This window comes from Flexivirga aerilata (assembly GCF_013002715.1).
GTDB classification, from domain to species: domain Bacteria; phylum Actinomycetota; class Actinomycetes; order Actinomycetales; family Dermatophilaceae; genus Flexivirga; species Flexivirga aerilata.
Genome location: NZ_JABENB010000001.1, coordinates 1,374,503 through 1,400,918, shown reverse-complemented (window position 1 = coordinate 1,400,918; position 26,416 = coordinate 1,374,503). Strand labels below are relative to the sequence as shown.

Genomic DNA, 26,416 nt, shown 5'->3' with positions numbered 1-26,416 from the left:
GAGCGAGGAACGAGCGGAGAACTTCGTGGGGTGGTCAGGCGCCCAGCTGGCTCTGGCCGCAGACGCGCAGCACCTGGCCGGTCACGCCCGCCGAACCCGGCTCGGCGAAGAACGCGATCGCCTCGCCGACGTCGACCGGCTGGCCGCCCTGCAGCAGCGAGTTGAGCCGGCGGCCGACCTCGCGGGTGGCGAACGGGATCTTGGCGGTCATCTCGGTCTCGATGAAGCCGGGCGCGACCGCGTTGACGGTGATGCCACGGTCGGCGAGCGTCTGCGACAGCTGGCGCACCATGCCGATCACGCCGGCCTTCGACGCGGCGTAGTTGGACTGGCCGCGGTTGCCGCCGATGCCGCTGATCGAGGCGACGCCGATGATCCGGCCGCCGTCGGCGAGACCGCCCTTGACGCCCTTGTCGAGCAGCACCTTGTTGATCCGGAACTGCGCGCGCAGGTTGACGTCCAGCACACTGCCCCAACGGTTTTCGTCGGTGTTGACGAAGAGTTTGTCGCGGGTGATGCCAGCGTTGTGCACCATCACGTCGAGCTTGTCGCTCTTGCGCGCGACCGCCTCGGCGATGCGCTCGCCGGCGTCGGCCGCGGTCACGTCGAGCTGCAACGCGGTCGCCCCGAGCGAGTTGGCGACCTTGCTCAGGGCCTCCCCGGAGGCGGGGATGTCGACCAGGATCAGGGTGGCGCCGGCCCGGGCGAACACCTTAGCGATCTCGGCGCCGATGCCGCGGGCGGCACCGGTGATCACGGCGGTCTCCCCGGCGAGCGGGGTGTGCCAGTCCTCGACGTCGGGCACGTCGGCGTCCCGCACCCGGATCGGCTGACCCGAGACGTATGCCGAGCGGCTCGACAGCAGGAAGCGCAGCGGGGCGGCCAGCACGGCCGAGTCGCCCTGCGCCTTCTCGTCCACCCACAGCAGGTTGGCGGTGCCGCCGCGCAGCATCTCCTTGCCGATGGAGCGGGTGATGCCCTCCAGCGCCTGCTGGGTGGCGGCCGCCTCGGGGTCGGAGAGTTCGCTCGGCGTGGTGCCGATGATGACCAGCCGCGCGGACGAGTGGGTCTTCTTCAGCGCCGGGGCGACGACCTGGCGCAGCTCGTCGAGCTGGTCGAGGGTGCGCGCCTGGGTGGCGTCGAAGACGATCGCGGCCAGGCGGGCGTCATACGACGTCTCGGGGGTGGCCTCGACGACCTCGCCGCCCGACGCCTTGACGATCGCCGACGCGGAGGCGACGGCCGGCGCGGAGCCGATGCCGGCGACCGCGGCCGGTCCCTCGATCAGCTGCTGGCCCTCCTTGTAGCGGCGCAGCAGGGCCGGCTTGGGCAGCCCGAACTGGCTCGCGACCTTCTTGCCGAGGGGGTTCTTGTTGACCAGGTTCGAGTAAGTGTCAGCCATGTCTATCGCTCCTCTGTCGTCGTCTGCGGGCGTCGCTCGTGCATCGTCACGCCGCCTCCAGAATGGCCACCACACCGAGGCCACCCGCGGCGCAGATCGAGATGAGCGCCCGGCCGGAACCCTTCTCGTGCAACTGTTTTGCGGCCGAGGCGATGATGCGGCCACCGGTCGCGGCGAAGGGGTGCCCCGCGGCGAGCGAGGAGCCGTTGACGTTGAGCTTGCTGCGGTCGATCGAGCCGAGCGGCGCCTCGAGGCCGAGCTTCTCCTTGCAGAACTCGGCGCTCTCCATCGCGGCCAGGTGGCACAGCACGGTGGACGCGAACGCCTCGTGGATCTCGTAGAAGTCGAAGTCCTGCAGCGTCAGATTGTTGCGCTGCAGCAGCCGCGCGATGGCGTATGGCGGGGCCATCAGCAGGCCCTCGTTGCCGGTGACGTAGTCGACCGCCGCGGTCTCGCCGTCGACGAACCGGGCGAGCGGGGTGATCTTGTGCTCGTCCGCCCACTCTTTGGTGCCGAGCAGCACCGCGGAGGCGCCGTCGGTGAGCGGCGTGGAGTTGCCGGCCGTCATCGTGGCGCCCTCGCCCTTGCCGAAGACCGGCTTCAGCTTGGCGAGCTTCTCCACCGTGGAGTCCGGCCGCAGGTTGTTGTCCTTGGTCACCCCGAGGTAGGGCGTGATCAGGTCGTCGAAGAAGCCGCGGTCGTAGGCGGCCGCGAGATTCTGGTGGCTGAGCGCGGTCAGCTCGTCCTGCGCCTCGCGGGTGATGCCCCACTCCTTGGTGGTGATCGCCTGGTGCTCACCCATCGACAGGCCGGTGCGCGGCTCACCGTTGGTCGGCTGCTCCGGCGCCAGCTGCGCCGGGCGGATCTTGAGCACGGCCGAGATGCGCTGCTGCGGCGTCTTGGCGTAGTTGGCCTTCATCAGCGTGCGGCGCAGACCGTCGTTGATCGACAGCGGCGCGTCGGAGGTGGTGTCGGTGCCGCCGGCGATGGCCGAGTCGATCTGGCCGAGCGCGATCTTGTTGGCGACCAGGATCGCCGCCTCGAGACCGGTGCCGCAGGCCTGCTGCACGTCATACGCCGGGGTGGTCGGCGACAGGTGCGAGCCGAGCACGGACTCGCGGGTGAGGTTGAAGTCGCGCGAGTGCTTCAGCACCGCACCGGCCGCGACCTCCCCGAGGCGCTCGCCTGCCAGGCCGTAGCGCGAGACGAGCCCGTCGATCGCGCTGGTCAGCATGTCCTGATTGGACGCCTTGAGGTATTTGCCACCGGATCGCACGAACGGGATCCGGTTGCCACCGAGGACGTAAACGTCACGAGGGCTCATGAGGGAGTCTCCCTTGGGGGTCGAACTGAGCGGGTGAAATTACCGATACCGAGAGTAGCAGGTACAGCGAGTTTCGGATACTCTCGGCTGTCATGGGTATGCCGGAGGAGACCCGCGTCGACGGTCGCGACGCGCGGTGGACGCAACATCGCGAGCAGCGCCGCCGCGAACTCATCGACGCCGCGGTGCGCGCCATCCGCAGCCACGGGGCCGCGGTCGGCATGGACGAGATCGCGGCCGAGGCCGGCACCAGCAAGACCGTCATCTACCGCCACTTGGGCGATCGGATGGGGCTCTACCTCGCGGTCTGCGAGAGCGTCGACAACCGCATCCTCGGCGACGTGCAGAAGGTGCTGAGCGAGGTCGATGCCGTGGGCACGACGACCGGCGCCACGCCGTTCGCCGGCCACGCGCGTGCGCTCATCGAGGCCGTCATCGACAGCTACCTGCGCCAGGTGGAGCGCGATCCCGAGGTCTACCGCTTCGTGGTCCGCCGCCCGACGCTCAACGTCTCCCCCGAGCAGGACCCGGTCGCCGGCATCAGCGACACGATCGCCCAGGTGCTCGCGCCGATCTTCGCCGACGCCCTGCGTGCGGCCGGGCAGGACACCACGGCTGCGCGCATCTGGGCACACGGACTCATCGGTTTCGTGCGAGAGTCGGCGGACCGCTGGCTAGCCGACCCCGACCGCCCGCCGAGGGAGGTCGTCGTGCGGCATCTTGCGGCGTTCGCATCGGTCGGCCTGACCGGCGTGCTCGGCATCGACCCGGGAGAGGACCCGGCAACATCGCGAGAAGCCTGACCGCCAGCAACACCACCTCGAAGGAGAGTGTGATGAGCGACCCGATCGTCACCGAGCTGCGTGACACCCTCGACGGCCGGTGGGCCGACCTGCGCCGGCAGGCCCGCGAGGAACTCTCGGCCGAGTGGATGCTTGCGCCAAACGGCTTGAGCATCGCCGAACACCGTGAGCTGACAACGAAATCGCTGCAGCGCATCGCGGACGAGGGATATGGCCGGGTCGGCTTCCCGACCGCGTTCGGCGGCGAGTTCGACTACGCCGCGTCGTGCGTGCTCTTCGAGATGCAGGCGCTCGGCGACCTGTCGCTGCTGGTCAAGGTCGGCGTGCAGTTCGGGCTGTTCGGCGGCGCGGTCGCGCGCCTCGGCACCGAACGCCACCACAAGGCCTACCTCGAGGACATCATGACCGCGAAGCTGCTCGGGTCGTTCGCGATGACCGAGGTCGGCCACGGCAGCAACGTCCAGGCACTGGAAACCACTGCAACGTATGACGATTCGACGCACGAGCTGATCATCGACACCCCGACCGAGTCCGCGGTCAAGACCTACATCGGCAATGCCGCGAAGGACGCCCGGATGGCGGTGGTCTTCGCGCAGCTGCGCACCGAGGACGGCACGGACGGCACGGACGGCGGACACAGAGGGCACGGAGTCCACGCGGTGCTGGTGCCGGTGCGCGACGAGGCGGGAAATCCGTTGCCGGGCGTGACGATCGGCGACAACGGCGTCAAGGGTGGACTGCCCGGCGTTGACAACGGCACGTTCGCCTTCGAGCAGGTGCGGGTGCCCAAGGACAACCTGCTCGACGCGTTCGGCGGCATCGGCGAGGACGGCAGCTACGTCTCGTCGATCGACAACCCGGACCGGCGCTTCTTCACCATGCTCGGCACGCTCGTGCGCGGGCGCGTCTGCGTCGGGGGCGGCTCGGGCGCGGCCGCGAAGAAGGCTCTGGCAATCGCCATTCGCTACGGCAGCAGCCGCCGGCAGTTCTCCGCACCGGGCGCCGAGCAGGAGAACGTCATCCTCGATTACCTTGCGCACCAACGCAATCTGCTCCCGCGGCTGGCCAAGGCCTACGCACTGAGCTTCGCGCAGAACGCCGTCACCGAGCGCCTGCAGGAGCTGCAGGGCGAGGGCGCCGAGCCGGATCAGGAAGGACAACGGGAGCTGGAGTCGCGAGTCGCGGGACTCAAGGCAGTCACCACCTGGCACGCGCTCGACACGATCCAGGCCTGCCGGGAGGCGTGCGGCGGCGCGGGTTACATGGCCGAGAACCAGCTGGTGCAGATGCACGCCGATGTCGACGTCTTCGCGACGTTCGAGGGCGACAACACCGTGCTGCTGCAGCTCGCGGCCAAGGGGCTGCTCACCGACTACAAGGAGATGTGGGGCGACCTGGACGCGATGGGCATGGTCGGCAAGATCGCCGGCCAGCTCGGTGACCGGCTCGTGGAGCGCACCGCCGGCCGCGCCGGCCTCCAGCGGCTGATCGACACCGCGACGGGTCGCGACGACGACTCGGCCACCGACAGTCTGTCCTGGGCGTTGTCGATGTTTGAGCAGCGCGCGGAGCACGTGCTCGAAACCCTCGGCAACCGGCTGCGAAAAGCCACCAAGGACAACGCTTTCGAGCTGTTCAACGCGGCGCAGGACCACGTGCTCTTCGCCGCGCGGGCGCACATCGACCGGTGCGTGCTGGAGGCTGCCCTGGAGGCGCACGAGGGGATGACCGCAGGAGCCGCCAAGGATCTGCTCGGCCGGGTGCTCACGCTCTACGCGCTGAGCTCGATCGAGCAGGACAAGGCGTGGTTCATCGAGCACGGCCGGATCAACACCACCCGCTCCCGCGCGGTCACCGCCTCGGTCAACGACCTGTGCCGCGAGTTGCGCCCGCACGCGCTCACGCTCGTGGACGCGCTCGGCATACCCGACGAACTGATCACCGCGCCGATCGCGCAGTAGGTGGGCTGGGTTGGGCGTGGCCGAGCGGGGCGAGTCCCGCGTGCGCAGCCCGCAACCGTCGCGACTTCTGCACGCCGTACGCCGATCCCGCGTGCGCAGCCCGCGACCGTCGCGACTTGTGCACGCCGTACGCCGATCCCGCGTGCACAGCCCGCAACCGTCGCGACTTCTGCACGCGGGTGGAGGGTGCGGTCAGCCCTCGGTCGTCGCCGGCTGTGCCTCGCTGGCCGGCGACCGCAGCGCGACGGCGGTGAGGATGCCGCCGACCGCCACGAGCGCGGCACACCACCACATCGACGCGCGGTAGGCGTCGCCGACGGCTGCGGGGTCGCGGTAGGCGGTGCCGGACAGCCCGACCAACAGCGGCAGCACCGCGACGGCGAGCAGCCCGGCGGTGCGCGAGACCGCGTTGTTGATGCCGCTCGCGAGACCGGACTCCTCGTCGGGCACCGCCGCCAGCACGGTGCCGGTGAGCGGCGCGACGAGCATCGACAGCCCAAGGCCCATCAGGATCACCCCCGGCAGGATCTGGCCGACGTATGACGGGCCGTCCGGCGCGAGCGCGAGCCACGCGAAGCCGACGGTCAGCACGGCGGACCCGGCGACCATCGGGGTGCGCGCACCGAATTTCGTTGCCACCGCACCGAAACGGGACGCCAGGAAGAACATGATGATCGAGACGGGGACCGTTGCCGCGCCCGCCTCGAGCGGCGACCAGCCGGCGCTCACCTGCAGGAAGATCGCGAGGAAGAGCATCGAGCCGGAGAGCGCCGCATAGACGAACAGCGTCACGATGTTGATCACCGAGAAGTCGCGGGAGGCGAAGATCGCGGGCGGCAGCATCGGGTGCGGCTCCCGCAGCTCGAAGAGTACGAACGCGACGCCGGCGAGGATGCCGACGACCAAGGCTCCGACGGTCGTGGCGGACGGGCCGGTGTCCGGCCACGCGGTGAGCGCCCAGGTGATGCCGGCGAGCGTGACCGGCGCGAGCACCACCGCCCACCAGTCGAAGCGGTAGACGTCGTCCTCGTCGCGCGACTCCGGCGCCGGCTTCAGCAGCCACAGCACGATCGCCGCGAGCGGCACGTTGATCCAGAAGGCGATGCGCCAGTCGATCCCGACCAGCCAGCCGCCCATCACCGGCCCGGCCGCGGTCGCGATGCCGAGCGTGCCGGTCCATGCGCCGATCGCCCGCATCCGGTCCTCCGGGCGGAAGGACGCCTGCAGCATCGCCAGCGAACCCGGCGTCATCAGTGCCGCGAAGACACCCTGCAGCACCCGGGCGAGCACCACGGTCTCGATCGTCGGACCGATCGCGACCAGCACCGAGGCCACCGCGAAACCGGCTATCCCCCAGGCATATACGCGCTTGCGGCCGAGCCGGTCGCCGAGCGAGCCGCCGACGAGGATGAGCGACGCCAACGACAGCGTGTAGCCGTTCACCACCCACTGCAGGCCGGCGAGGTCCGCGTGCAGGTCGTCGCCGATGTGCGGCAGGGCGACGTTGGCGACGGTCCCGTCGAGGAAGCCCATCCCCGAGCCGAGCACGGTCGTGGCGAGCAGCCGTTTGCCGGCCGGCTCACTCAGCGAGAGCAACTTCCGGTCGCCTGCCTGCTCGTCGCTCGTCGGCTGTCCGTCGTCGGTCATTGACTGTCCAAGGTCGCCATACCCGCCATCATTCCCCTGACCCGGTCCCGCATGCGGCCGATCGATAGGGTCGGTCCGGTGTCCCTAGCCGCCCTCGCCCTGGTGCTGACCGCCGCGGTGCTGCACGCGGTGTGGAACATCGCGGCCAAACGGGTGCAGGGCGGCAGCCAGGTCTTCGTCTTCTGTTACGCGCTGCTGTCGGCGGCGCTGTGGCTGCCGATCGGGGCAGTCGTGCTGCTGCGCAGCGACTCCTCGATCGACTGGCCGCTGCTACTCGCGAGCGCCCTGTCCGGGCTGTTCCACAACCTCTACGGTCTGGCCCTGCAGACCGGCTATGACAACGCCGATCTCGGCGTGGTCTATCCGGTCGCCCGCGGCACCGGTCCGCTGATCACCATGGTCTTCGCGATCGCCGCGCTCGGCGAACGACCCGGGCTGCTGGGTGTCGCCGGTGGTCTGGTCGTCGTGGCCGGCGTCGCGATCGTCGCGACTGCTCGGGCGCCGGAAGGCCATGCGGTGCAGCGACATTCGGCATACAGCGGGATCCTGTGGGGCACGCTCACCGGGCTGACGATTGCGTCATACACGCTCTGGGACGACCACGCGATGACCGAGCTCGCGCTGCTGCCGATCCCCTACTTCGCGCTCACCGCGGCCTGGCAGTCACTGCTGATGGCGCCCGCGCTGCGCGGGCAGCGCGGGACGATGCGACGGATCCTGCACGACCACTGGCGCGAGGTCGCCGTGATCGCGGTGCTCTCCCCGCTGGCCTACGTGCTGGTGCTGCAGGCGATGACGACCACCCCGGTCGCACTCGTCGCACCGGCCCGCGAGTCGAGCATCGTGGTGGGTGCGCTGCTCGCCTGGTGGCTGTTCAAGGAGCCCCGCCCGGCCCGCAAGCTCGCCGGCGCCGTCGTCGTGCTCGCCGGGATCGCGCTGATCGCCGCCTGAGGCCGCCTGCGGCCACCCCGCATCCCGCGGTGGCCGTCAGCGCACGTGCACGCCCGAGCTGTCGGTGGCGAGGCAGAGGGAGCAGACCGGCCCGGCGCCGGTCGCGGAGGCGACCAGATCGGGGCGCTCGAAGACCTGGGCGCACACGATGCAGTCGATCTCGGCGGCGGACGGATTGCCGTGCTCGTCGAGCATCGGCAGGAGGATTCCGTCGTCGCCGTGCTTGAGGTAGTAGCGGCCGCGGGTGGCCACGGCGATCGCCGGCGGCAGGACGGCGGCGAGCACCACGGCGACGAGCGGCGAGAACGGCTTGAGCGTCTCGCCGAGTGCGCCGAAATAGGTCGCGATCGACAACCCGCCCGCGAGCACGACCGCGCCGAAGCCGACCGGGTTGACGGCATACAGCAGGCCACGGCGATATTCCGGGACGCGCGGCGACAGCCCCAGCAGCCACTTGTTGATCGCGATGTCGCTCGCGACCGCCACGATCCAGGCGATGCCGAGGTTGGCGTAGAACGAGAGGATGTCGTTGAGGAAGGTGAACATGTTGCCTTCCATGAGCACCAACGCGATCCCGACGTTGACGAACACGAAGACGAGCCGCCCGGGATAGTGCTTGGTGATGCGGGTGAACGAGTTGGTCCACGCGAGTGAGCCGGAGTAGGCGTTGGTCACGTTGATCTTGATCTGCGACACCACCACGAGCACGACGGCCAGCGTCATCGCCAGCCAGCCGGGCATCATCTCGCGATAGGCGACGAGAAACTGGTGCACGGGCTCGTTCGCGACCGTGGCGCCGGCACCGGCCGAGGAGAGCAGGTAGACCGCGAGGAACAGGCCGATGACCTGTTTCGCCGCCCCGAAGACCACCCAGCCGGGACCCGCCAGGAGCACGGCCGACCACCAACGCCGCGCGTTGTCAGGGGTTTTCGGCGGCATGAACCGCAGGTAGTCGATGTTCTCGGCGATCTGCGCGATCAATGACAGACAGACACCAGCGGCCAGCATCATCGCGCTCAGCGAGGTCCCCGACCGGCCGCTCTCACCCTGATAGTCCATGAACGACGAGACACTCCCCGGGTGCGCGAGCAGCAGGTAGGCGAGCGGCGCGCCCATCAGGACCAGCCACAGCGGGGTCGTCCAGAACTGCAGCTTCGACAGCACCCGCATGCCGTAGACGACCAACGGGATCACCAGCACGCTCGACACGAGATAACCCAGCCAGAGCGGGATCCCGAGGCCGAGCTGCAAACCCTGGGCCATGATCGAACCCTCGAGCGCGAAGAAGATGAAGGTGAACGACGCGAAGATCAGATTGGTCAGAATCGAGCCGTAGTAACCGAATCCGGAGCCTCGGGTGATGAGGTCGAGGTCGAGGTTGTAGCGCGCGGCATAGATCGCGAGGGGCACGCCGGTCACGAAGATGATGAGCGCCGCGAGCGCGATCCCGCCGAGCGCATTGGCGGTGCCGTGCTGGATGCCGATGTTGGCGCCGATGGCGAAATCGGCCAGGTAGGCGATGCCGCCGAGGGCTGAGGTCGCGACCACACCCGGCCCCCAACGCCGATAGCTGCGCGGCGCGAAGCGCAGCGTGAAGTCTTCGAGCGTCTCACCTGCGTTGCCGCGTTCGACCTGCTCAGTCACTGTCATTCCGGTAGCGTGCCGACTCCTTGTTTCGGCCGAGTTACCTTGCGCGACAGGCTTGTTAAGACTCCGGCGACAGCGCCTGACCCGCCCAGTCGCGCGCGATCCGCGGTATGTCGGAGGCGTGCGCGGCGCTCGACAGGCGCCGGCTCTGCGCGCCCGGCACCGCCAGCCGGTAGGTCGGCGCAGGCCCCTCGGACACCGGCCGGAAGCCGACCGCGGTCACCGTGTCGACGAAGCGGTGATCGCCGATCAACGGGCGCTGCCGGCGCGACTGCGGGGTGAGCACCAGATCCTCGACGACGGCAGGGCGTCCGTCGTAGTCGATCCGGGTGCGGGCGTCCAGCACGCCGCCGACTCCCTGATGCCGCCCGAGCATCAGCGCCTCGCGCAGCACGAGGCGCGCGCCGGACGCGACCGCCGCTGAGGTCGCCCGCTGCACGTGGGCACCGTCGGCGACCACCAGCGGCTCCGCCAGCCAGCACAGCGCGCCGCCGTCCTCGACGTGAATCAGGTTGTCCCAGAAGGATTTCTGACCACCCGCGTCATAGGCGACAGTCGCGGCCACGTCGACGATCGTCACGCGGCAGCCCGAGCCGACCCGGATGTCGACGCGAGCGTGGTCCCCGCCGAGCAGGGTCGCGGTGGTCGCGAGTAGGGCGACCTCGACGGCTGTGCCCGAGCGACGGACGACGCGCGGGGCGAGCAGGCCGGACCGCAGGACGAGCCGGCAGCCGCCGGCCCCGTCAGCTGTGGCGGTGATCGTGGTCGTCTGCATGGGTGTGCGGCGCCATCGGCCCCGGATCGTGCGGGGTGTGCCGGCCGGCCCGCTGTGCGTCGACCAGGCCGAGCACCCAGGCGCTCAGCGCATCGACGGATGCCGGGTCGTTGCGCGACAGCGCGATGACCGGCCGCTCCCCGCGCACCTCGCGACCCTCCCGCACCATGCGGTCTACGTCGACGCCCACATGCACGGCGAGGTCGGTCTTGTTGATCACCAGCAGGTCCGCGCGCGAGATGCCGGGGCCGCCCTTGCGCACGACGTCGCCACCGCCGGCCACGTCGAGCACGAACAACTGGGCGTCCACCAGTGCCGGCGAGAAGGTCGCGGTCAGGTTGTCGCCACCCGACTCGACCAACACCAGGTCGAGCGGGCCGTGGTCGGCCTCCAGGTCGCCGACCGCCAGGTCGTTGGCAGTGATGTCGTCGCGGATCGCGGTGTGCGGACAGGCTCCCGTCTCGACCGCCCGGATGAGTTCGGGCGCGAGGACCCCTGCGGCGCGCAGGAATCGGGCGTCCTCGTCGGTGTAGATGTCGTTGGTGATCACGCCGAGCCGCAGCCGGTCGGCGAGGCTGCGGCAGACGGTCGCGATCAACGAACTCTTCCCGGTGCCCACCGGGCCGGCCACACCGATCCGCACCGCACGCTGCGGCAGGTCGGTGAATTCTCGGGTTTCAGGCACGGAACAACCTCCGGTCGGATCGGGCATGGTCCAGGCACCACTCGTCGAGCATGGGCGCGGCAGGTGCGGGCAGATCGGCGGGATCGGTGAGGTCGACCACCGCGGCGGTGAGCCGGTCCATCTCCGGCTGCGCGGCCAGCACCCAGCCGGTCGCGTCCAACGGATCGAGCGGCTCCAGCTTCAGCGTCGCCGCCGTGACCGTCTGGGCCTCGTCGTAACTCATCGACCGCGCCAGAGCGTTCGCATCGAGCCCAGCCGCGGCCGCAACCGCCCCGAGCGCAATGGGACGCACCGGCGTCGCCAGATCGAGCATCGCGGCGGTCGCTGCGGCATACGGCCAGAAGCGTTGGAGGAAGCGCAGATAGCCGCGGCCGGTCGCCAAGGCGGCTTCGCGCGCGACGTGGCTGGGGGTGCGGGCGGCCCATGCGTCCACGACCGGTTGCACGGGCAGTCCGGCGAGGAGTCGATGCCGGGTGACGACGGCGGCGCCGGCATCGACGAGCCCGACCGTGCGCAGCCGGAAGGCGAGATAGTCGGGCACCTCGGCGACCGGCAGTCCGGCCGCGAGCGCCGGCTCGAGCCCGGCCGACTGGGTGTGACCTCCGGTGGGCAGCCTCGCGTCACCAAGAAGGGAAGCGAGCACATCCATCAGAACCGTCAGAACCGTCAGAACATCGAATACAGTTGGGCCAGAGGCAATTCGGCGGCGGGCGCAGGTGTGATGACCTCGCCGTCGATGCGGATGGTGAAGGTCTCGGGGTCGACCTCGATGCGCGGCAGCGCGTCGTTGTGCACCATGTCCGCCTTCGTCAGGTCACGGGTCGGGGTGATCCCGACCAGGCGACGCCGCAGCCCCAGCCGCTGCTCCAAACCATCGGCCAGGGCGACCGGGGCGACGAACGACACCGCGTGGTCATGACCGGCACCCGTCACCAACGCGGGGCGCATGAGCACCGGCTGCGGAGTCGGGATCGAGGCGTTCGGGTCACCGAGCGCCGCCCACACGATCGCGCCGCCCTTGATCACCAGCTGGGGTCTGACCCCGAAGTGTCCCGGGTCCCACAGCACCAGATCGGCGAGCTTGCCGGCCTCGACCGACCCCACCTCGTGGTCGATCCCGTGCGCGATCGCCGGATTGATCGTGTACTTGGCGACATACCGCTTCGCGCGCGTGTTGTCGGCCGGGCCGCCGAGCGCACCGAACCGCTGCTTCATCACGTGCGCCACCTGCCAGGTGCGGGTGATCACCTCGCCGATCCGGCCCATCGCCTGCGCGTCGCTGGAGGTGATCGAGAGTGCCCCGAGGTCGTGCAGCACGTCCTCGGCCGCGATCGTCGTGGCGCGGATCCGCGACTCGGCGAAGGCCAAATCCTCCGGCACCGCCGGGTTGAGGTGATGACAGACCATCAGCATGTCGAGGTGCTCGGCGACCGTGTTGACCGTGTGCGGCAACGTCGGATTGGTAGAGCCCGGAAGGACATTCGGGTGCGACGCGATCGTGAGTATGTCGGGGGCGTGCCCGCCGCCGGCGCCCTCGGTGTGGAAGGCGTGAATGCCGCGGCCGCCGATCGCACGCAGCGTCGAATCGACATACCCCGCCTCGTTGAGGCTGTCGCTGTGCAGCGTCACCTGCACCCCGAACTCGTCGGCGGCGCGGAGGGCAGCGTCGATCGCAGCCGGTGTCGCTCCCCAGTCCTCGTGGATCTTGAAGGTCGCGGCCCCGCCGAGCACCTGCTCACGCAGGCCGTCCCTGCTGACCGTGTTGCCCTTGCCCATCAGCAGCAGATTGACCGGCGCGTCGTCGAGCGCCCGATGCACACCGCGCAGGTGCCACGGACCGGGCGTGACGGTGGTGGCCTTCGAGCCCTCGGACGGACCGGTGCCGCCACCGGCCAGTGTGGTCAGACCCGCGGCGAGCGCCTCGTGGACCTGGCTCATCGACAGGAAGTGCACGTGCGCGTCGATGCCGCCCGCGGTGAGGATGCGCCCCTCACCGGAGATGACATCGGTGCCCGCTCCGATCAGCAAGTCTTCGTCGATGCCGTCGCTGATGTCGGGGTTGCCGGCGTGACCGATGCCCGCGATGCGGCCGTCCCGGATGCCGACGTCGGCGCGCACGATGCCGGAGTGGTCCAGCACGACGACGTTGGTGATGACGGTGTCGAGCGCACCGTCGGCGCGTGCCGCCATACCCTGCGCCATCGACTCCCGGATCGACTTGCCGCCGCCGAACACCGCTTCGTCGCCGCCAACGGTCAGATCGTCCTCGATCTCGATCCACAGGTCGGTGTCGGCCAGCCGCAGCTGATCGCCGGTGGTCGGGCCGTAGAGCGCGGCATAGCGTTCCCGGTCGAGGTCAGCCATCGATCCGGCCCTCCCCCGAGGTGTCCCAGGAGCGGCGCTCCGGGACCTGGAGCCCGGGCACCCGGCGGCGCCCGGCGAGGGCGACCAGGTCGACCTCCCGGGTGACACCGGGCTCGAAACGCACCGAAGTGCCACTCGGTATGTCGAGCCGGAAGCCCCGCGCCGCGTCACGGTCGAAGGACAGGGCGGTGTTCGCGTCGGGCAGGTGCAGGTGCGAACCCACCTGGATCGGCCGGTCACCGGTGTTGAGCACCACCACCCGACGCCGTGCGCGGCCGGCGTTGAGCGTGATCGTGCCGGGCCGCACGCGGATCGCGCCGGGGCCGGCTGCGTCGCCTGTCACAGGGCACCTCCCACTCGCACCATGGCCTCGCACATCGCCTCTCGCATGGGATCGCTCACTGGATCGGGTGATGCAGCGTGACCAGCTTGCGGCCGTCCGGGAAGGTCGCCTCCACCTGCACGTCGGTGATCAGCTCCGGCACGCCGTCCATGACCTGGCCCCGCTCCAGGACCGACCGACCCTCATCCATCAAGGCGGTGACCGTCGCACCCTCGCGGGCCCGTTCGATCACCCAGCAGGCAAGCAACGCCACCGACTCGGGATGGTTCAGCCGGACGCCGCGCGACAGCCGGTCGCGCGCCACCATGCCGGCGACCGAGAGCAGCAGCTTCTCGGTGTCCGCTGGGGACAGGTGCATCTGAAAACGTTTCCTTCCGAGGTCGGCGTCGCGCCAGTCAACCAAGGCCGTGTGTCCGGCGTGTTTCGCCGACGTCAACGCTGACCGCTTGACCCTCACACCGTGTCAGCGGCCAAGCTCGTGCCATGACCGACACCTCGAACCTCATCCCGATCGGCAGGTTCTCGTCGCTCACCCGCCTCAGCGTGCGGATGCTGCGCCACTACGACGCACACGGTGTGCTCGTGCCGGCGCAGGTCCGTGCCGACACCGGCTACCGGCTCTACGCGCCCAGCCAGGTCGGCGACGCGATGCTCGTGCGACAGCTGCGTGACGTGGGGTTCGGCGTGCCCGCCATCGGTGCCCTTCTGGCCGCCCGCGGCACCTCCACCTTCACCTCCGCGCTGGAGCAGCAGCGCGCGGTTCTCGTGGACGAGACCCGGGCCGCGCAACACCGTCTGGACCTACTCGACAAGATGCGCGAGACGCATCGGAAGGAACTGACCATGTCTGTGACCATCGACGAACACCCCTTCGAGGCACGCCACGTCGTCGCGTTGCGCGACACCATCCCGACGTATGCCGACGAGGGCCGGCTCTGGGACCGGCTGCTGCCGGAGGTGGAACGCCAGCGCATCGCGGTCGACGGGCCGTGCGGCGCGCTCGACCTGGACGACGAGTTCCAGGAGCAGGACGTGGACAAGGAGATCTTCGTCCAGGTGCCGGCCGGTACGACGGCGGCTGCGCCGCTCAGCTCCCGTGACCTCCCGCAGCAGCGGGCGGTGCGGGCGACGCTGACCGGCCCCTACACCGAGATCGGTGACGCTTGCGACCAGCTCGCGCGCTGGGCGGCCGACCGTGGCACGCCCGGCACCGGCGGCATGCGCTACGTCTACCTCAACGACGTGCGCAGCACCCCGCCGGAGCAGTTGGTCACCGAGATCTACCTGCCCATCGGCTGAGGCGGCCCTCGATCTGACGTGGGTATGACGTGGGTATGGCGAAGGCCCCGACCAACCGGTCGGGGCCTTCGTGCACGTGGTGCCAGGTCAAGGATTCGAACCTTGGTAGCTTTCGCGACGGATTTACAGTCCGCTCCCATTGGCCGCTCGGGCAACCTGGCGAGTGCGTGGACGAGGATAACAAGCCTGCCGCCACCGGTGCCAATCGAGCGCGCGCGGGCGTACGCGGCATACTCGGGGACCGAGCCCTCGGACCCCACCTCCGAACCCCACCACCTGCACGCACCACCCGCACCCACCACCCACGCAAGGAGCGACACGATCATGGCCGACTCGTCCTTCGACATCGTCAGCAAGACCGACAAGCAGGAGGTCAGCAACGCCCTCAACCAGGCCGCGAAGGAGATCTCCACCCGCTTCGACTTCCGCGGCGTCGGCGCCGAGATCGACTGGTCCGGCGAGAAGATCCTGATGAAGGCCAACGCGCCCGAGCGGGTGCTCGCGGTGCTCGACGTCTTCCAGACCAAGCTGGTCAAGCGCGGCGTCTCGCTGAAGGCGCTCGAACTGTCCGACGACGGCGAGCCGAAGGTGTCGGGCAAGGAGTACCGGCTGGAGGCGACCCTCAAGGACGGCATCAGCCAGGAGAACGCCAAGAAGATCTCCAAGATCATCCGCGACGAAGGCCCGAAGTCGGTCAAGTCCCGCATCGAGGGCGACGAACTCCGCGTCACCAGCAAGTCCCGCGACGACCTGCAGGAGGTGCAGCGGCTGCTCAAGGCCGCCGACCTCGACGTCGCGCTGCAGTTCACCAACTACCGGTAGGCGCGGGGCACAAGCGGTCGGGCCAGCTGGTTTCTGGACTCGCCCCACACTGGCCAGCCGGCCAACTAGGCTCTCGAAACATGGTGGATCAGAAGCAGATCGACAGCCAGCCCCAGTACATCGACAACCCGCTGACGCGTGCTGCCGCGTTCCTCGTGCTCACCGTCAACGACGGCGACGAGGCCATGGCGAAGGCCCGGTCGGTGGTCGCCAGCACCGGCGACCTCATCAAGGACGTCCGCATCCGGTCGCTGAAGAACATCTTCACCGCCAATGTCGGCATCGCCGACCGCGTGTGGGACGGCCTGACCGGCGGCAAGCCGAAACCCAAGGAGCTCAAGCCTTTTCAGGAGATCAAGGGGTCCAAGCACACCGCGGTCTCCACGCCCGGCGACCTGCTCTACCACGTGCGGGCCGACACCACCGACCTGATCATCGAGTTCGAGAAGATCCTGCTGGAGGCGTTCGGCGACTCGGTGACCGCCGTCGACGACGTGGCGGGCTTCCGCTACTTCGACGACCGCGACCTGCTGGAGTTCGTCGACGGCACCGCCAACCCGGCCGGTCTCGACCAGCCGTTCTCCACCACGATCGGCGACGAGGACCCCGACTACACCGGCGGCAGCTACGTCGTGACGCAGAAGTACCTGCACCAGCTCGGCGACTGGCGCAAGCAGACGACCGAGGACCAGGAGCAGGTCATCGGCCGCACCAAGTTCGACAACGTCGAGCTGCCCGACGCCGAGGGCGACGCGCAGAAGTCGCACAAGACCCTCTGCACGATCACCGACGACCAGGGCGTCGAGCACGACATCCTGCGCGACAACATGCCGTTCGCGACGCCGGGCAAGGGCGAGTACGGCACCTACTTCATCGGCTACTCCCGGCACCTCTGGGTCACCGAGAAGATGCTGGAGCGGATGTTCATCGGCGACCCGCCCGGCAAGTACGACCGCATCCTCGACTTCTCGACGGCAGTCACCGGCAACACCTTCTTCGTCCCGTCCCGCGGCTTCCTCGCGGCTCTCGACGACTAGGTCGGCCTGCCCCGCCCACGCGACGACCACACGGCGAAACCCGCTCGGAATCAACCGATTCCGGGCGGGTTCGTCGTGTGGTCTCGTCATGAATCGTCGGCCAGGATCTCCCGCGGACCTTCGAGCATTACACGTGGTCGACCGATGCGGGCCGGGTCCGCACCCCTTGCTCGGGGCGGGCCCGGCCCGCGCGGAGGTATGACGGCTCAGCCGCGTACGCGACGGCCGATCAGTGTCACCCCAGCGCCGAGCAGGAGCAGCGCGCCGCCACCGAGCAGCAGCGCCCGGTCGTTGCCGCTGCCGCCCGCACCGCCGTCGGTGATGATCGGCGGCCCGGTCACCGACGAGCTGCCGGTTGCCGTCTCGGTGCCGGTCTCAGTGCCCGTGGGTGACGTCGTGTCGCTGCCCGACGGCGAGGGCGAGGTCGTGTCGCTGCCCGACGGCGACGGCGACTGGGACGGCTCGCTACCGGCCACCACGGTCACCGGCATGGTGACGGTCGTGCCGGTCTGCGCGGCCTTCACGACCAGGGCGGCCGGTCCCGCAGCGACATCGGCAGGGATGGTGACGACGATGTCCGCGGTCTCGTTGCGCGAGGGGAACGGCGGCGTGCTGCTCAGCGCCTTGGTCACCGGGAAGGTGCCGAGGCTCTTGCCCCCGAGGAGCACCTCCACCGACGTCGTGGTCGGCGACCCGAGGCTGGTCAGGTCCAGACCGGACACGGTGATCTTCGTCTGCTGACCGGCGGTCACCTGCGTCGGCTGGTTCTCCACCGCCACGCCGTTCTTGGCGAAGCTCGGGCTGAGCGGGCTGTGCTCCTTGATCCATTCCACGAACAGGCTCTGGTCGATCAGGCCGGAGTCGCGAGAGTTGGTGCCCTTGGCGAACGCGGTGAAGTTGTCGCCGCCGGCGAGCAGGAAGGAGTTGGACGCCACCTTGTAGGTCGCACTGTCGGCGAGCGGCTTGCCGTCGATCGTGACCGACGTGATGTGGCTGCCGTCGGGCGCACTCGGGTCGAAGGTGTAGGTGACATTCTTGGACAGCCCGAGCTTCAGGAACGGCCGCGAGCTGCCGGCCGGCTGCCACTGCTGCTCCAGCACGGCCTTGAACTGCGCGCCGGTCACGTCGATCGTCTGCACCGTGTTGTTGAACGGCATGATCGAGGCCGCGTCGGCATACGTGATCTTGCCGCCGTTGCTGGCGAGCAACTCCGCGCGCACCCCGCCCGGGTTCATCACGCCGATGGTGACGCCGCCGTCGCGGCCGGGCTTGTTGAGGGAGTCGACGTAGCTCTGCGCGATCGTGTTGGACAGCGTGGACTCGCGCATGCGGTCGTCGCGGGAGCCGTCCTTGTAGGCGGTCGTGATGTCGGCGGTCAGCGTGCCGATCTGCTGCTGGCCGATCTCCTTGGCCTTGGCATTGGCGGTGTCGACGATGTTCGCGGCCTTGGTGTATGCCGGGTCGCTCGCGCACGCGGCGGTCGGCGCGGTCACCTCGCGGTTGGCCACGTTGTACTGCTCGACCTTGCCGGTCTGCTTGTTGTAGCCCAGCTGCAGCACCCCGAGGTACTGCGCGTAGAAGTCGGTCTGCACGACCGGGCGGGTCCCCTGACCACCGGGCACCGGCGCGTCGAACGCGTAGAGCATGTGGGTGTGGCCGGTGAAAATCGCGTCGACCGACTTGTCGGTCTGCTGCACGATCTCCTTGAACTGCGAGCTGGCCGCCTCGTCCTGCGCCAGCGTCACGCCGTCCCCGCCCATCGGCGCGCCCTCGTGATATTCGGCGATGACGACGTCCGCCTCACCGTTGGCCGGGTTGCCATCTTTCAGCTCCTTGGCCACCTTGCTGACCGCGGGCACCGGGTCGCCGAAGTCGAGGCCGGCGATGCCGGGCTTGGCGACCAGGCTCGGCACGTCCTTGGTCACCGCGCCGACGACGCCGACCTTCACGCCGTTCACGTCGATGATCTTGTATGACGGGAGCGCCGGCGTCGTCGTACCCGCCTTGTAGACGTTCGCGCCCAGGTAGGTCCAGTCCGCACGCTGCTGCACGCGGCCGGTCAGATCGCTGAATCCCTTGTCGAACTCGTGGTTTCCGACCGCGGAGGCCTGCAGGCCCAGGGCGTTCAGGTAGTCGATCGCCGGGTCGTCGTTCTGCGACGCCGACTCGAAGGGCGAGCCGCCGATGTTGTCGCCCGCGGAGAGGAACGTCGTGCCGGGCAGTTCCCGCTTGGCCGAGGTCACCGCGCAGGCGAAATCCTTGGTGAAGTGACCGTGGAAGTCGTTGGTGTTGACGAAGTTGAGCGGCGTGAGGTTAGCGTCGAGCTTGTCGACCTTCGTGGCCGCGCTCGCCGTGGGTACGACGAGCGCGGCGCCGACGGCGACCGCGGCGGCAGCGCCCGCAACACGGGTGTGCTTCATAAGTCCTCCGGAACGTGATGGATGGGGGCGGGGCGGGCCCTCCCCTCGGACCCGCTCCAGCCCCTCATCTTGGCCCAGGACCTGCACCTGCGGGCCCGGTTGCGCCGATGTTCTTCGAAGGTTTCCGTGCCGGTGCGAAGGGTCAGCTGCCGGGCTTGGTGAGCAGGAGCTCGGTGTTGTGGTCCCCCGCACCGCCGGTCCGCTGAGGGTCCATCGCCAGGTCGTTGTAGGAGAACTCCCGGTAGAGCGACGCCAGTGACGCGGCGTCGCCTGCGCCATACGACGCCTGGTAGGGAGCGGCCGACTCGACCAGCGTGGTGAACAGCGAGATCGTGCCGTCGCGGTTGTCGCAGACGTCGATGATGCGCGCGTGCTGCGGGAAGTCGATGTGCGAGGCGGTGTTGATCTCCCACCAGCTCCGCTCCGGCACCGCGTGCCCGCGGGCGGTGATCCGGTTGTCGTGGGTGTGCCCGTTGACCCAGGCCAGGACGTTCGGGAAGCGGGACAGCACCCCGCGCACGTCCGGGCCGGAGTGCCGGATCTCCAGGCGGTCCGGGGCGATCAGCAGGTTGCCCATGCTGTCCGACGTGTGGTGGCTGAACACCACGAAGTAGCTGTCCTGCACTCCGGCCTTGGTCACCTTCCGGCCGAAGCTGTCGTAGTAGTGGCTCGACCCGCGCTCGAGGACGTCGATCAGCCAGGTGTACTGCTGATGCCCCAGCGAGCCGTCGGTGAAGCCGGCACGGTTGGTCGAGTCGAGGGCGATGCCGGTGACACCAGGGGCGATCTCGAAGGTGTAGTAGCCGTTGCCGGTCGCGACGTTCTCCGCGGTGAAGCCGTGCCCGACCGGCCCGGCGCCGGTCGCACCCGCGGCGAGGTGAGCCTGCATGTATTCCTTGGGAGTGAACGGCTTTCGCCGCTGGTCAGGAGTCACCTTGGTGCCGGTGCGGAGCGCCGAGGACATGCCGAGGATCGCGGTCGCGCCGCCCTGCACCGCGGCCCGCAGGGCACTGTCGGCGCCGCCGGAGGAGAAGCCGGTGAATTTGAAGTCGCCGGTGTAGACCGCCTTGAGCAGGCCCCAGTCGGACGGCAGCGTGCCCTCGACCGAGTCGTCGTGGTTGCCGAAGACGCTGAACCACTTGGTGTGCAGTCCCGGACTCGTGTGAGCTGCCGTGGCACGTGCGAAATAGCCTGGCAGGTAAGGAAACCCGGCGTCCTTGTAGTCGTCCTTCGCGGGATCCTGCGGGTTGTAGTAGAAGGAGTTGCCGCTGGTCTGGGCGCCTTCCCAGCGTTTCGGGTCACCGGTGTTGGGGGTGACGGTGCCGCCGTTCAGGAGGGTGAGGAACCAGTCGAGCTCGACGGTCTCGTGGTTGTCGGTGTTGTCACCGGTCGACACCACGCAGTCGAAGACGCGGCCGGAGAACGGTCCGCGGCCGATGTCGTTGATCCGGCGGACCAGCTGGCTGGTGCCCTGCGTGCCGAGTGCTTCGTGCGGCCGGAACGCCGATCCGGTCGCGGTGCGCAGAAATTCGAACCGCATCGGCGACTGGGCGTCGATCACGTGCAGGTCGGTGAGCTGCACGAACGACGCGAGCGCGACCCGCGTGTCATCCCGTCTCGCCGTGCCGGCCGCCAGGTCGGTGCGCACCACGAGCGGGTAGCCGGGGCCGGCCGCGAGCCGGCTGTAGCCGCTCGTCTTCACCGGGGTGGCGACCTGCTCGAGGGTGGTGCCGCGCACGCTGTAGGCCCGGCGCGCGCCGGTGTCGGCGGCACGCGCTGTGCCAGGGGCGCCCCAGCCGAGCACACCTGCGCCGGCGGCCCCGGCTCCGGCGATGAGCAGCGAACGACGGGAGATCTCGGGCATGGCGGGGCGGCCTTTCGGGGCGGTTGCGGGGCTCCGTCCGACACTTCCAGAAAGTCGGTGCTGATGGGTGAACGGGCGACCACGGTTTCCGGAACGACGGCCGAGCGTTCCCGCCTCCTTGCGGTGCCTACTCCCGGTGGCCGGCCATCCGCAACGCCATCTGGGCGTTGTGCTCGGCGATGCGCTCCGGCGACCAGTCGCCGTCCTCGACATACCAGCGCGCCACGTCGATCGACATGCCCATGATCGCGTTGGTCGTCATGCCGATCTCGGCGCAGTCGAAGTCTCCCGTCGCAACCCCGTCGGCGAGGACCTCGCGGATCAGCAGCTGGATGGCGTGCCGGAGACCATCGATCGTGGCCCGGTGCTCGTCGGTGAGTGCGGCCAGCTCGTAGTTGACCACGCGGGCCATCGTGTGTGCGGTCGTGTGTCCCAGGACGAACGTGTGCACCATCGCGGTCAGCTGCGCCGGCGGCCCCTCGGCACCGTCGCGGGCGTCCCGCAGGGACTGCAGCGTCGCCTCGTGGCCGGCGAGCGAGATGGCGTAGAGCAGCGACTCCTTGGTGCGGTGGTGCACGTAGACCGCAGCCGGCGACATACCGGCCGCGGCCGCGATGTCGCGCGTCGTCGTGCCGTGAAAACCCTTTGCCGCGAAGGCATCCCGCGCCGCGTCGAGCAACTTGGTGCGGGTCGACTCCGCTGCCGGCAGGGACACTCGGTGATTCGCTTCCTCTACGCTGAAATCGGCTTCTCGTTGACGAGCATGCCCCAGCGTGCGACGCTAAGCAAGCGCTTAGTCAGCGTTTTGGTTGCTGTCTTGCCCGTTACTTGCCCGATGCTTTGCCCGTTACTTTGCCAGTTCCAGCCTGCACCCCAAGGAGTGAGCACTCCCCGTGACCGAATGGACCGATCGCACGGTCGTGGTGACCGGTGCTGCGCGCGGCATCGGAGCCGCCATCGCGCAGCGGCTGACCGACGAGGGCAGCCGGGTCGTGGTGACCGACGTGCTGCCGGACGAACTGACAGAGACCGCCGAGGCGATCGGGGCGCATCCGGTGACCGCGGACATCGGCACCGAGGACGGCGTGCGGTCGGTCGTCGACCAGGCGCGCGCGCACTTCGGCGGGGACATCGACGTCTGGGTCGGCAACGCCGGCGTCGCGCGCGGCGAAGGCCTGGAAAGCTCCGAGGCCGAGTGGTCGTCGTCGTGGGAGATCAACGTGCTGGCGCACGTGCGCGCCGCACGGCTGCTCATCCCCGGCTGGCTCGAGCGTGGCCACGGCCGCTTCGTGGTCACCGCGTCCGCCGCCGGGCTGCTCACCATCCTCGGCCAGCCGACGTATGCCGTCACCAAGCACGGTGCCGAGGCGTTCGCCGAGTGGCTCGCCGCGACCTACGGCCACCGCGGCATCGACGTGCACGCGATCTGCCCGCAGGGTGTGCGCACCGACATGTACCCCGGACCGAACGACGGCGCACTCGCCGCGGTGATCGGTCACGACGGTGCGCTGCAGCCGGCCGACGTCGCCGACGCACTGGTGAAAGCCGTTGCGGCCGAAGAGTTCTTGGTGCTGCCGCACCCGGAGGTCAAGGACTATTTCGCCTTCCGGGCGAGCAACACCGACAAATGGCTCGGCGGCATGCAGCGGTTGCAGGCGCGCGTGGACCAACTGGGAGCAGACGAGAAGTGAAGGCGACAACCCGATGAAGGCGTGGCAGGTGCAGGAGCTCGGCGACCCGGGCGACGTGCTGCAACAGATCGAGCTCGACGCGCCCGACCCCGGCGCCGGTCAGGTGCAGGTGCAGGTGCGCTCCGCCGCGCTCAACTTCCCCGACGTGCTGATGTGCCAGGGGCTCTACCAGGTGCGCCCCGACCTGCCCTTCACGCCCGGCGTCGAGTTGTGCGGTGAGGTGACCGCTCTCGGCGAGGGCGTCGAGCGCGTGCAGGTCGGCGATCGGCTGATGGGCGCATCGGCAATCCCCGCAGGCGGATTCGCCGAGTTTGCGCTGATGCCCGCGACCAACTTCAAGGCTCCGGAGTCGCTCGACGACGACGCCGCGGCGGTGCTGATGATCGCCTATCAGACCGCCTGGGCCGCGCTCTACCGGCGCGCCGAGCTCAAGCCGGGCGAGACCGTGCTGGTCCAGTCGGCGGCGGGGGGTGTCGGCTCCGCTGCCGTGCAACTCGCCAAGATCGGCGGCAACACCGTGATCGCGATCGTCGGCGGAGCCGAAAAGGCAGCGGCGGCAAAGGCACTCGGCGCCGACGTCGTGATCGACCGCACCACCGAGGACGTCGTCGCGCGAGTGAAGGAGGCGACCGGCGGCAAGGGCGCCGACGTCATCTTCGACCCGGTCGGTGGCGACGCCTACGACCTGCTGACCAAGTGCGTCGCGTTCGAGGGACGCATCGTGCTGGTCGGCTTCGCCGGTGGCCGCATCCAGGCGCCACCGCTCAATCACGCTCTGATCAAGAACTATTCGATCCTCGGGCTGCACTGGGGCTACTACAACGTCAAGCGCCCCGCGGTCATCGTCGAGGGCAACGAGTTTCTGACCAGCCTGGCCGACGCCGGCAGGATCACGCCGCTCATCAGCCGGCGGCTGTCCTTCGGCGAACTGCCCGACGGACTGGAGCAACTCGCCGCCGGCAAGACCATCGGCCGTCTCGTGTGGCACCCGAACCCCTGACGAGACTCTCGTCATACGAGACTCTCGTTATACAAGACTCTCGTCATTCAAACCGATAGCAACGACTGAGGAGAACGCATGACCGACAGCACCCCCACCCGCACCGCGATCGTCACCGGCGCGGCCCGCGGCATCGGCGCCGCCGTTGCCGAGCGACTTGCCAAGGACGGCAATGCCGTTGCCGTGCTCGACCTCGACGAAGGCACCTGCCAGGCGGTCGTCGACCGCATCACGCAGGCCGGTGGCAAGGCGCTGGCGGTCGGCTGCGACGTGAGCGACGAGGAGTCGGTCGCCTCGGCGGTCGACCGTGTCGCGAGCGAGCTCGGGGCACCGACGATCCTGGTCAACAACGCCGGTGTGCTGCGCGACAACCTCATCTTCAAGATGTCCGCCGACGACTGGGACACGGTGATGAACGTGCACCTGCGCGGCAGCTTCCTGATGACCCGCGCGGCGCAGAAGCACATGACCGAGGCGAAGTTCGGCCGGGTCGTCAACCTGTCAAGCACGTCGGCTCTGGGCAACCGCGGCCAGGTCAACTACTCCGCCGCCAAGGCCGGCCTGCAGGGCTTCACCAAGACGCTGGCGATCGAGCTCGGCAAGTTCGGCGTCACCGCCAACGCGATCGCCCCGGGCTTCATCGTCACCGACATGACCGCCGCGACCGCGGAGCGCGTGGGCGTCGACTTCGACCAGTTCCAGGAGCTGGCGGCAAAGGAGATCCCGGTGCAGCGCGTCGGCCGCCCCGAGGACATCGCCGCCGCCGCGTCGTTCTTCTGCAGCGACGACGCCGGCTTCGTCAGCGGCCAGGTGCTCTATGTCGCCGGCGGCCCGAGGGACTGAATCATGCGCACCTTCAACGGAATCGAGGAGTTGCAGGCCGCAGTCGGCGAGCACCTCGGCTACAGCGAGTGGCACGAGATCACCCAGGAGCAGGTCAACCTCTTCGCGGATGCGACCGGTGACCACCAGTGGATCCACGTAGACGTCGAGCGGGCCAAGGAGGGACCGTTCGGCGGCACGATCGCGCACGGTTACCTGACCCTGTCGATGATCCCGATGCTGTCGTGGGAGGTCTACGCGCTCGAGGGCGTGAAGATGGGGATCAACTACGGCTCCAACAAGGTTCGCTTCCCGACGCCGGTGCCGGTCGGCTCCCGCGTGCGCGGCGGCCTGGAGCTGCAGTCGGTCGAGCCGTCCTCACTCGGCTTCACCGTGACGATGAAGGTCACCATCGAGATCGACGGCCAGGACAAGCCGGCGTGTGTCGCGGAGACACTGTCGGTCGTGGTGCCGTGACGGTCTGACGTCATACCCCGTCATATCGGGCAGGAAGAGGCCGGCGCTCACGCGAGAGCGTCGGCCTCTTCGCGCATCTGCCGGATGCCGGAGATCGTGATGACGGTCATGATCGCGAAGGCGGCGAGCTGCACGACGACCGACGCCGCGACCGCGACGTCGATCGAGGTGAGGTAGATGATCGCGACGCGGATCAGCGCCTCGACGATCAGGCCGATGCCCCAGAGCAGTCCCAACTGCACGAACTTGCGCCGGAAATCAGCGGATTCGGCCCACCCGCGGTGCAGGTCGGCCCGGTCCTGCGCGCTGCCGGCCAGCCGCGTCGCGACGGCGAAGGTGAGTGGCTTGCCGAAGCGGCACGAACCGAGGAAGACGACACCGGCCACGAGCGTGAGGGCGGCGTTCTTCAGCAGCATGAAGCGCGGGTCTCCGGTGAGGAACGACGCGGCGGTGCCGGCCGCGAAGATGAAGAGCATGAAGCCGGCGAATGCGTCCACCTGCTTGGTGCGCCACGCGACCCAGAGCAGCCGCATGCCGGCAACGACCGTGCCGACGAGCAGCGAGTTGAAGGTCGACATGCCGGCTGCCCTGGCCAGGTAGTAGGCCACGACCGGCAGGCCGATGTCCCAGAGGAGCATCGTCACGAGCCCGGCGAGGCGCACGTCCTTGCCGTAGGCGCCTGCGTGCTTAGCGGTGTCGGCCTGCTCCATGGCCGGTCAGTTTAAGGCGGTCGCGGGCCCGTGGGGCGGGACGAATAAGGCATCCGCCCCATGTGCGGCACTACCTCAGGCGACGAATGTCGAGGTCGAAGCACACGAGCCGACAAGGAGTGGCCATGAACAACTTCACCGGACCCGCACTCGATACCGAACTTGCCTACCGCCGCGAGCGCATCGCCCACGACTTCGCCGTCGCGCACGGCTGGGAGCTCAGCCTGCGCCGGGTGACCGGCTGGGCCCGCCGCCTCGCCGGAGGTGGTGCCGGCAACGGCGGGCAGGACCGACCGGCCGCAGGCAAGCCGACTGCCCGTCCACTGCCCACCCTGACGTGGCGCTGACGGCGGATGTCGGTGCGGGCGGGCA

25 protein-coding genes and 1 tRNA gene are annotated in these 26,416 nt (G+C 69.2%); 11 read left to right on the top strand and 15 right to left on the bottom strand.

What is annotated here, in order from left to right; all coding sequences use genetic code 11:
* Positions 1-34: 34 nt before the first annotated feature.
* Positions 35-1,402: a 3-oxoacyl-ACP reductase gene (locus tag HJ588_RS06630; protein ID WP_171153266.1), complete on the bottom strand. Its 1,368-nt coding sequence runs from the start codon at positions 1,400-1,402 to the stop codon at positions 35-37.
* Between the two features lie 46 nt (positions 1,403-1,448).
* On the bottom strand, positions 1,449-2,726 hold the full coding sequence (locus tag HJ588_RS06625; protein WP_171153263.1) for an acetyl-CoA C-acetyltransferase: 1,278 nt from the start codon (positions 2,724-2,726) through the stop codon (positions 1,449-1,451).
* Positions 2,727-2,818: 92 nt separating this feature from the next.
* Here HJ588_RS06625 and HJ588_RS06620 point away from each other — a divergent pair, with 92 nt between their 5' ends.
* Positions 2,819-3,529, top strand: a complete 711-nt coding sequence (locus HJ588_RS06620) for a TetR/AcrR family transcriptional regulator (RefSeq protein ID WP_171153261.1) — start codon at positions 2,819-2,821, stop codon at positions 3,527-3,529.
* Between the two features lie 32 nt (positions 3,530-3,561).
* Positions 3,562-5,490: an acyl-CoA dehydrogenase family protein gene (locus HJ588_RS06615; protein ID WP_171153259.1), complete on the top strand. Its 1,929-nt coding sequence runs from the start codon at positions 3,562-3,564 to the stop codon at positions 5,488-5,490.
* A 192-nt stretch (positions 5,491-5,682) separates the two neighbouring features.
* Here the strand turns inward: HJ588_RS06615 and HJ588_RS06610 are convergent, their stop codons facing one another.
* Positions 5,683-7,137: an MFS transporter gene (locus HJ588_RS06610; RefSeq protein ID WP_171153257.1), complete on the bottom strand. Its 1,455-nt coding sequence runs from the start codon at positions 7,135-7,137 to the stop codon at positions 5,683-5,685.
* A 78-nt stretch (positions 7,138-7,215) separates the two neighbouring features.
* Between HJ588_RS06610 and HJ588_RS06605 the strand changes: the two genes are divergently transcribed.
* Entirely contained in the window at positions 7,216-8,088 is an 873-nt protein-coding gene (locus HJ588_RS06605) for an EamA family transporter (RefSeq protein WP_171153255.1), read from the top strand.
* Positions 8,089-8,124: 36 nt separating this feature from the next.
* Here the strand turns inward: HJ588_RS06605 and HJ588_RS06600 are convergent, their stop codons facing one another.
* Genes HJ588_RS06600 through HJ588_RS06570 form a run of 7 tightly spaced genes read right to left on the bottom strand, consistent with a single transcriptional unit; the run spans position 8,125 to position 14,260 of the window.
* Positions 8,125-9,738, bottom strand: coding sequence for a purine-cytosine permease family protein (locus HJ588_RS06600; RefSeq protein ID WP_171153253.1), 1,614 nt, complete (start codon positions 9,736-9,738; stop codon positions 8,125-8,127).
* Between the two features lie 55 nt (positions 9,739-9,793).
* Positions 9,794-10,510 carry an urease accessory protein UreD gene (locus HJ588_RS06595; protein WP_171153251.1) on the bottom strand — a complete coding sequence of 239 codons (717 nt, stop codon included), beginning with the start codon at positions 10,508-10,510 and terminating at the stop codon, positions 9,794-9,796.
* A complete protein-coding gene (gene ureG / locus HJ588_RS06590) occupies positions 10,479-11,195 on the bottom strand; it encodes an urease accessory protein UreG (protein ID WP_343036619.1) in 717 nt (238 codons plus the stop codon). Before ureG ends, HJ588_RS06595 begins: the two co-directional genes overlap by 32 nt.
* Positions 11,188-11,844 carry an urease accessory protein UreF gene (locus HJ588_RS06585; protein ID WP_171153246.1) on the bottom strand — a complete coding sequence of 219 codons (657 nt, stop codon included), beginning with the start codon at positions 11,842-11,844 and terminating at the stop codon, positions 11,188-11,190. Before HJ588_RS06585 ends, ureG begins: the two co-directional genes overlap by 8 nt.
* Positions 11,845-11,861: 17 nt before the next feature.
* The gene (locus HJ588_RS06580; RefSeq protein WP_171153244.1) at positions 11,862-13,559 is read right to left on the bottom strand and encodes an urease subunit alpha; all 1,698 of its coding nucleotides are present in this window, start codon (positions 13,557-13,559) and stop codon (positions 11,862-11,864) included.
* Positions 13,552-13,902: an urease subunit beta gene (locus tag HJ588_RS06575; RefSeq protein ID WP_343036618.1), complete on the bottom strand. Its 351-nt coding sequence runs from the start codon at positions 13,900-13,902 to the stop codon at positions 13,552-13,554. Before HJ588_RS06575 ends, HJ588_RS06580 begins: the two co-directional genes overlap by 8 nt.
* A 55-nt stretch (positions 13,903-13,957) precedes the next feature.
* The gene (locus HJ588_RS06570; RefSeq protein ID WP_171153242.1) at positions 13,958-14,260 is read right to left on the bottom strand and encodes an urease subunit gamma; all 303 of its coding nucleotides are present in this window, start codon (positions 14,258-14,260) and stop codon (positions 13,958-13,960) included.
* A 125-nt stretch (positions 14,261-14,385) separates the two neighbouring features.
* Between HJ588_RS06570 and HJ588_RS06565 the strand changes: the two genes are divergently transcribed.
* On the top strand, positions 14,386-15,201 hold the full coding sequence (locus tag HJ588_RS06565; protein ID WP_171153240.1) for a MerR family transcriptional regulator: 816 nt from the start codon (positions 14,386-14,388) through the stop codon (positions 15,199-15,201).
* Between the two features lie 77 nt (positions 15,202-15,278).
* On the opposite strand, the gene HJ588_RS06560 is transcribed toward HJ588_RS06565, so the two are convergent.
* Positions 15,279-15,362: transfer RNA gene (locus tag HJ588_RS06560), tRNA-Tyr, on the bottom strand.
* A 163-nt stretch (positions 15,363-15,525) separates the two neighbouring features.
* On the opposite strand from HJ588_RS06560, the gene HJ588_RS06555 reads away from it, so the two are divergent.
* Positions 15,526-16,023 (top strand): YajQ family cyclic di-GMP-binding protein, encoded by a 498-nt coding sequence (locus tag HJ588_RS06555; RefSeq protein ID WP_171153238.1) that lies wholly within the window; start codon positions 15,526-15,528, stop codon positions 16,021-16,023.
* Positions 16,024-16,103: 80 nt separating this feature from the next.
* Positions 16,104-17,060, top strand: a complete 957-nt coding sequence (locus HJ588_RS06550) for a Dyp-type peroxidase (protein WP_171153236.1) — start codon at positions 16,104-16,106, stop codon at positions 17,058-17,060.
* Between the two features lie 206 nt (positions 17,061-17,266).
* Here HJ588_RS06550 and HJ588_RS06545 read toward each other — a convergent pair whose 3' ends face one another.
* The 3 genes from HJ588_RS06545 to HJ588_RS06535 form a co-directional block, all read right to left on the bottom strand.
* Positions 17,267-19,480, bottom strand: a complete 2,214-nt coding sequence (locus tag HJ588_RS06545; RefSeq protein WP_171153234.1) for a bifunctional metallophosphatase/5'-nucleotidase — start codon at positions 19,478-19,480, stop codon at positions 17,267-17,269.
* Positions 19,481-19,622: 142 nt separating this feature from the next.
* Positions 19,623-21,344, bottom strand: a complete 1,722-nt coding sequence (locus HJ588_RS06540) for a TIGR03767 family metallophosphoesterase (RefSeq protein ID WP_171153232.1) — start codon at positions 21,342-21,344, stop codon at positions 19,623-19,625.
* Positions 21,345-21,471: 127 nt separating this feature from the next.
* Positions 21,472-22,059: a TetR-type transcription factor C-terminal domain-containing protein gene (locus HJ588_RS06535; RefSeq protein WP_171153229.1), complete on the bottom strand. Its 588-nt coding sequence runs from the start codon at positions 22,057-22,059 to the stop codon at positions 21,472-21,474.
* Between the two features lie 178 nt (positions 22,060-22,237).
* On the opposite strand from HJ588_RS06535, the gene HJ588_RS06530 reads away from it, so the two are divergent.
* From HJ588_RS06530 to HJ588_RS06515, 4 genes are all read left to right on the top strand, one after another.
* Positions 22,238-23,035 carry an SDR family NAD(P)-dependent oxidoreductase gene (locus HJ588_RS06530; RefSeq protein WP_171153227.1) on the top strand — a complete coding sequence of 266 codons (798 nt, stop codon included), beginning with the start codon at positions 22,238-22,240 and terminating at the stop codon, positions 23,033-23,035.
* Positions 23,036-23,048: 13 nt separating this feature from the next.
* Positions 23,049-24,035, top strand: a complete 987-nt coding sequence (locus HJ588_RS06525; RefSeq protein WP_171153224.1) for an NADPH:quinone oxidoreductase family protein — start codon at positions 23,049-23,051, stop codon at positions 24,033-24,035.
* Positions 24,036-24,113: 78 nt separating this feature from the next.
* Positions 24,114-24,878, top strand: coding sequence for a 3-oxoacyl-ACP reductase FabG (gene fabG / locus HJ588_RS06520; RefSeq protein ID WP_171153222.1), 765 nt, complete (start codon positions 24,114-24,116; stop codon positions 24,876-24,878).
* Positions 24,879-24,881: 3 nt separating this feature from the next.
* On the top strand, positions 24,882-25,334 hold the full coding sequence (locus tag HJ588_RS06515; protein ID WP_171153220.1) for a MaoC family dehydratase: 453 nt from the start codon (positions 24,882-24,884) through the stop codon (positions 25,332-25,334).
* Positions 25,335-25,381: 47 nt separating this feature from the next.
* Here HJ588_RS06515 and HJ588_RS06510 read toward each other — a convergent pair whose 3' ends face one another.
* The gene (locus HJ588_RS06510) at positions 25,382-26,044 is read right to left on the bottom strand and encodes a VC0807 family protein (protein WP_171153218.1); all 663 of its coding nucleotides are present in this window, start codon (positions 26,042-26,044) and stop codon (positions 25,382-25,384) included.
* Positions 26,045-26,169: 125 nt separating this feature from the next.
* On the opposite strand from HJ588_RS06510, the gene HJ588_RS06505 reads away from it, so the two are divergent.
* Positions 26,170-26,391: a hypothetical protein gene (locus HJ588_RS06505; protein WP_171153216.1), complete on the top strand. Its 222-nt coding sequence runs from the start codon at positions 26,170-26,172 to the stop codon at positions 26,389-26,391.
* Positions 26,392-26,416 lie beyond the last annotated feature (25 nt).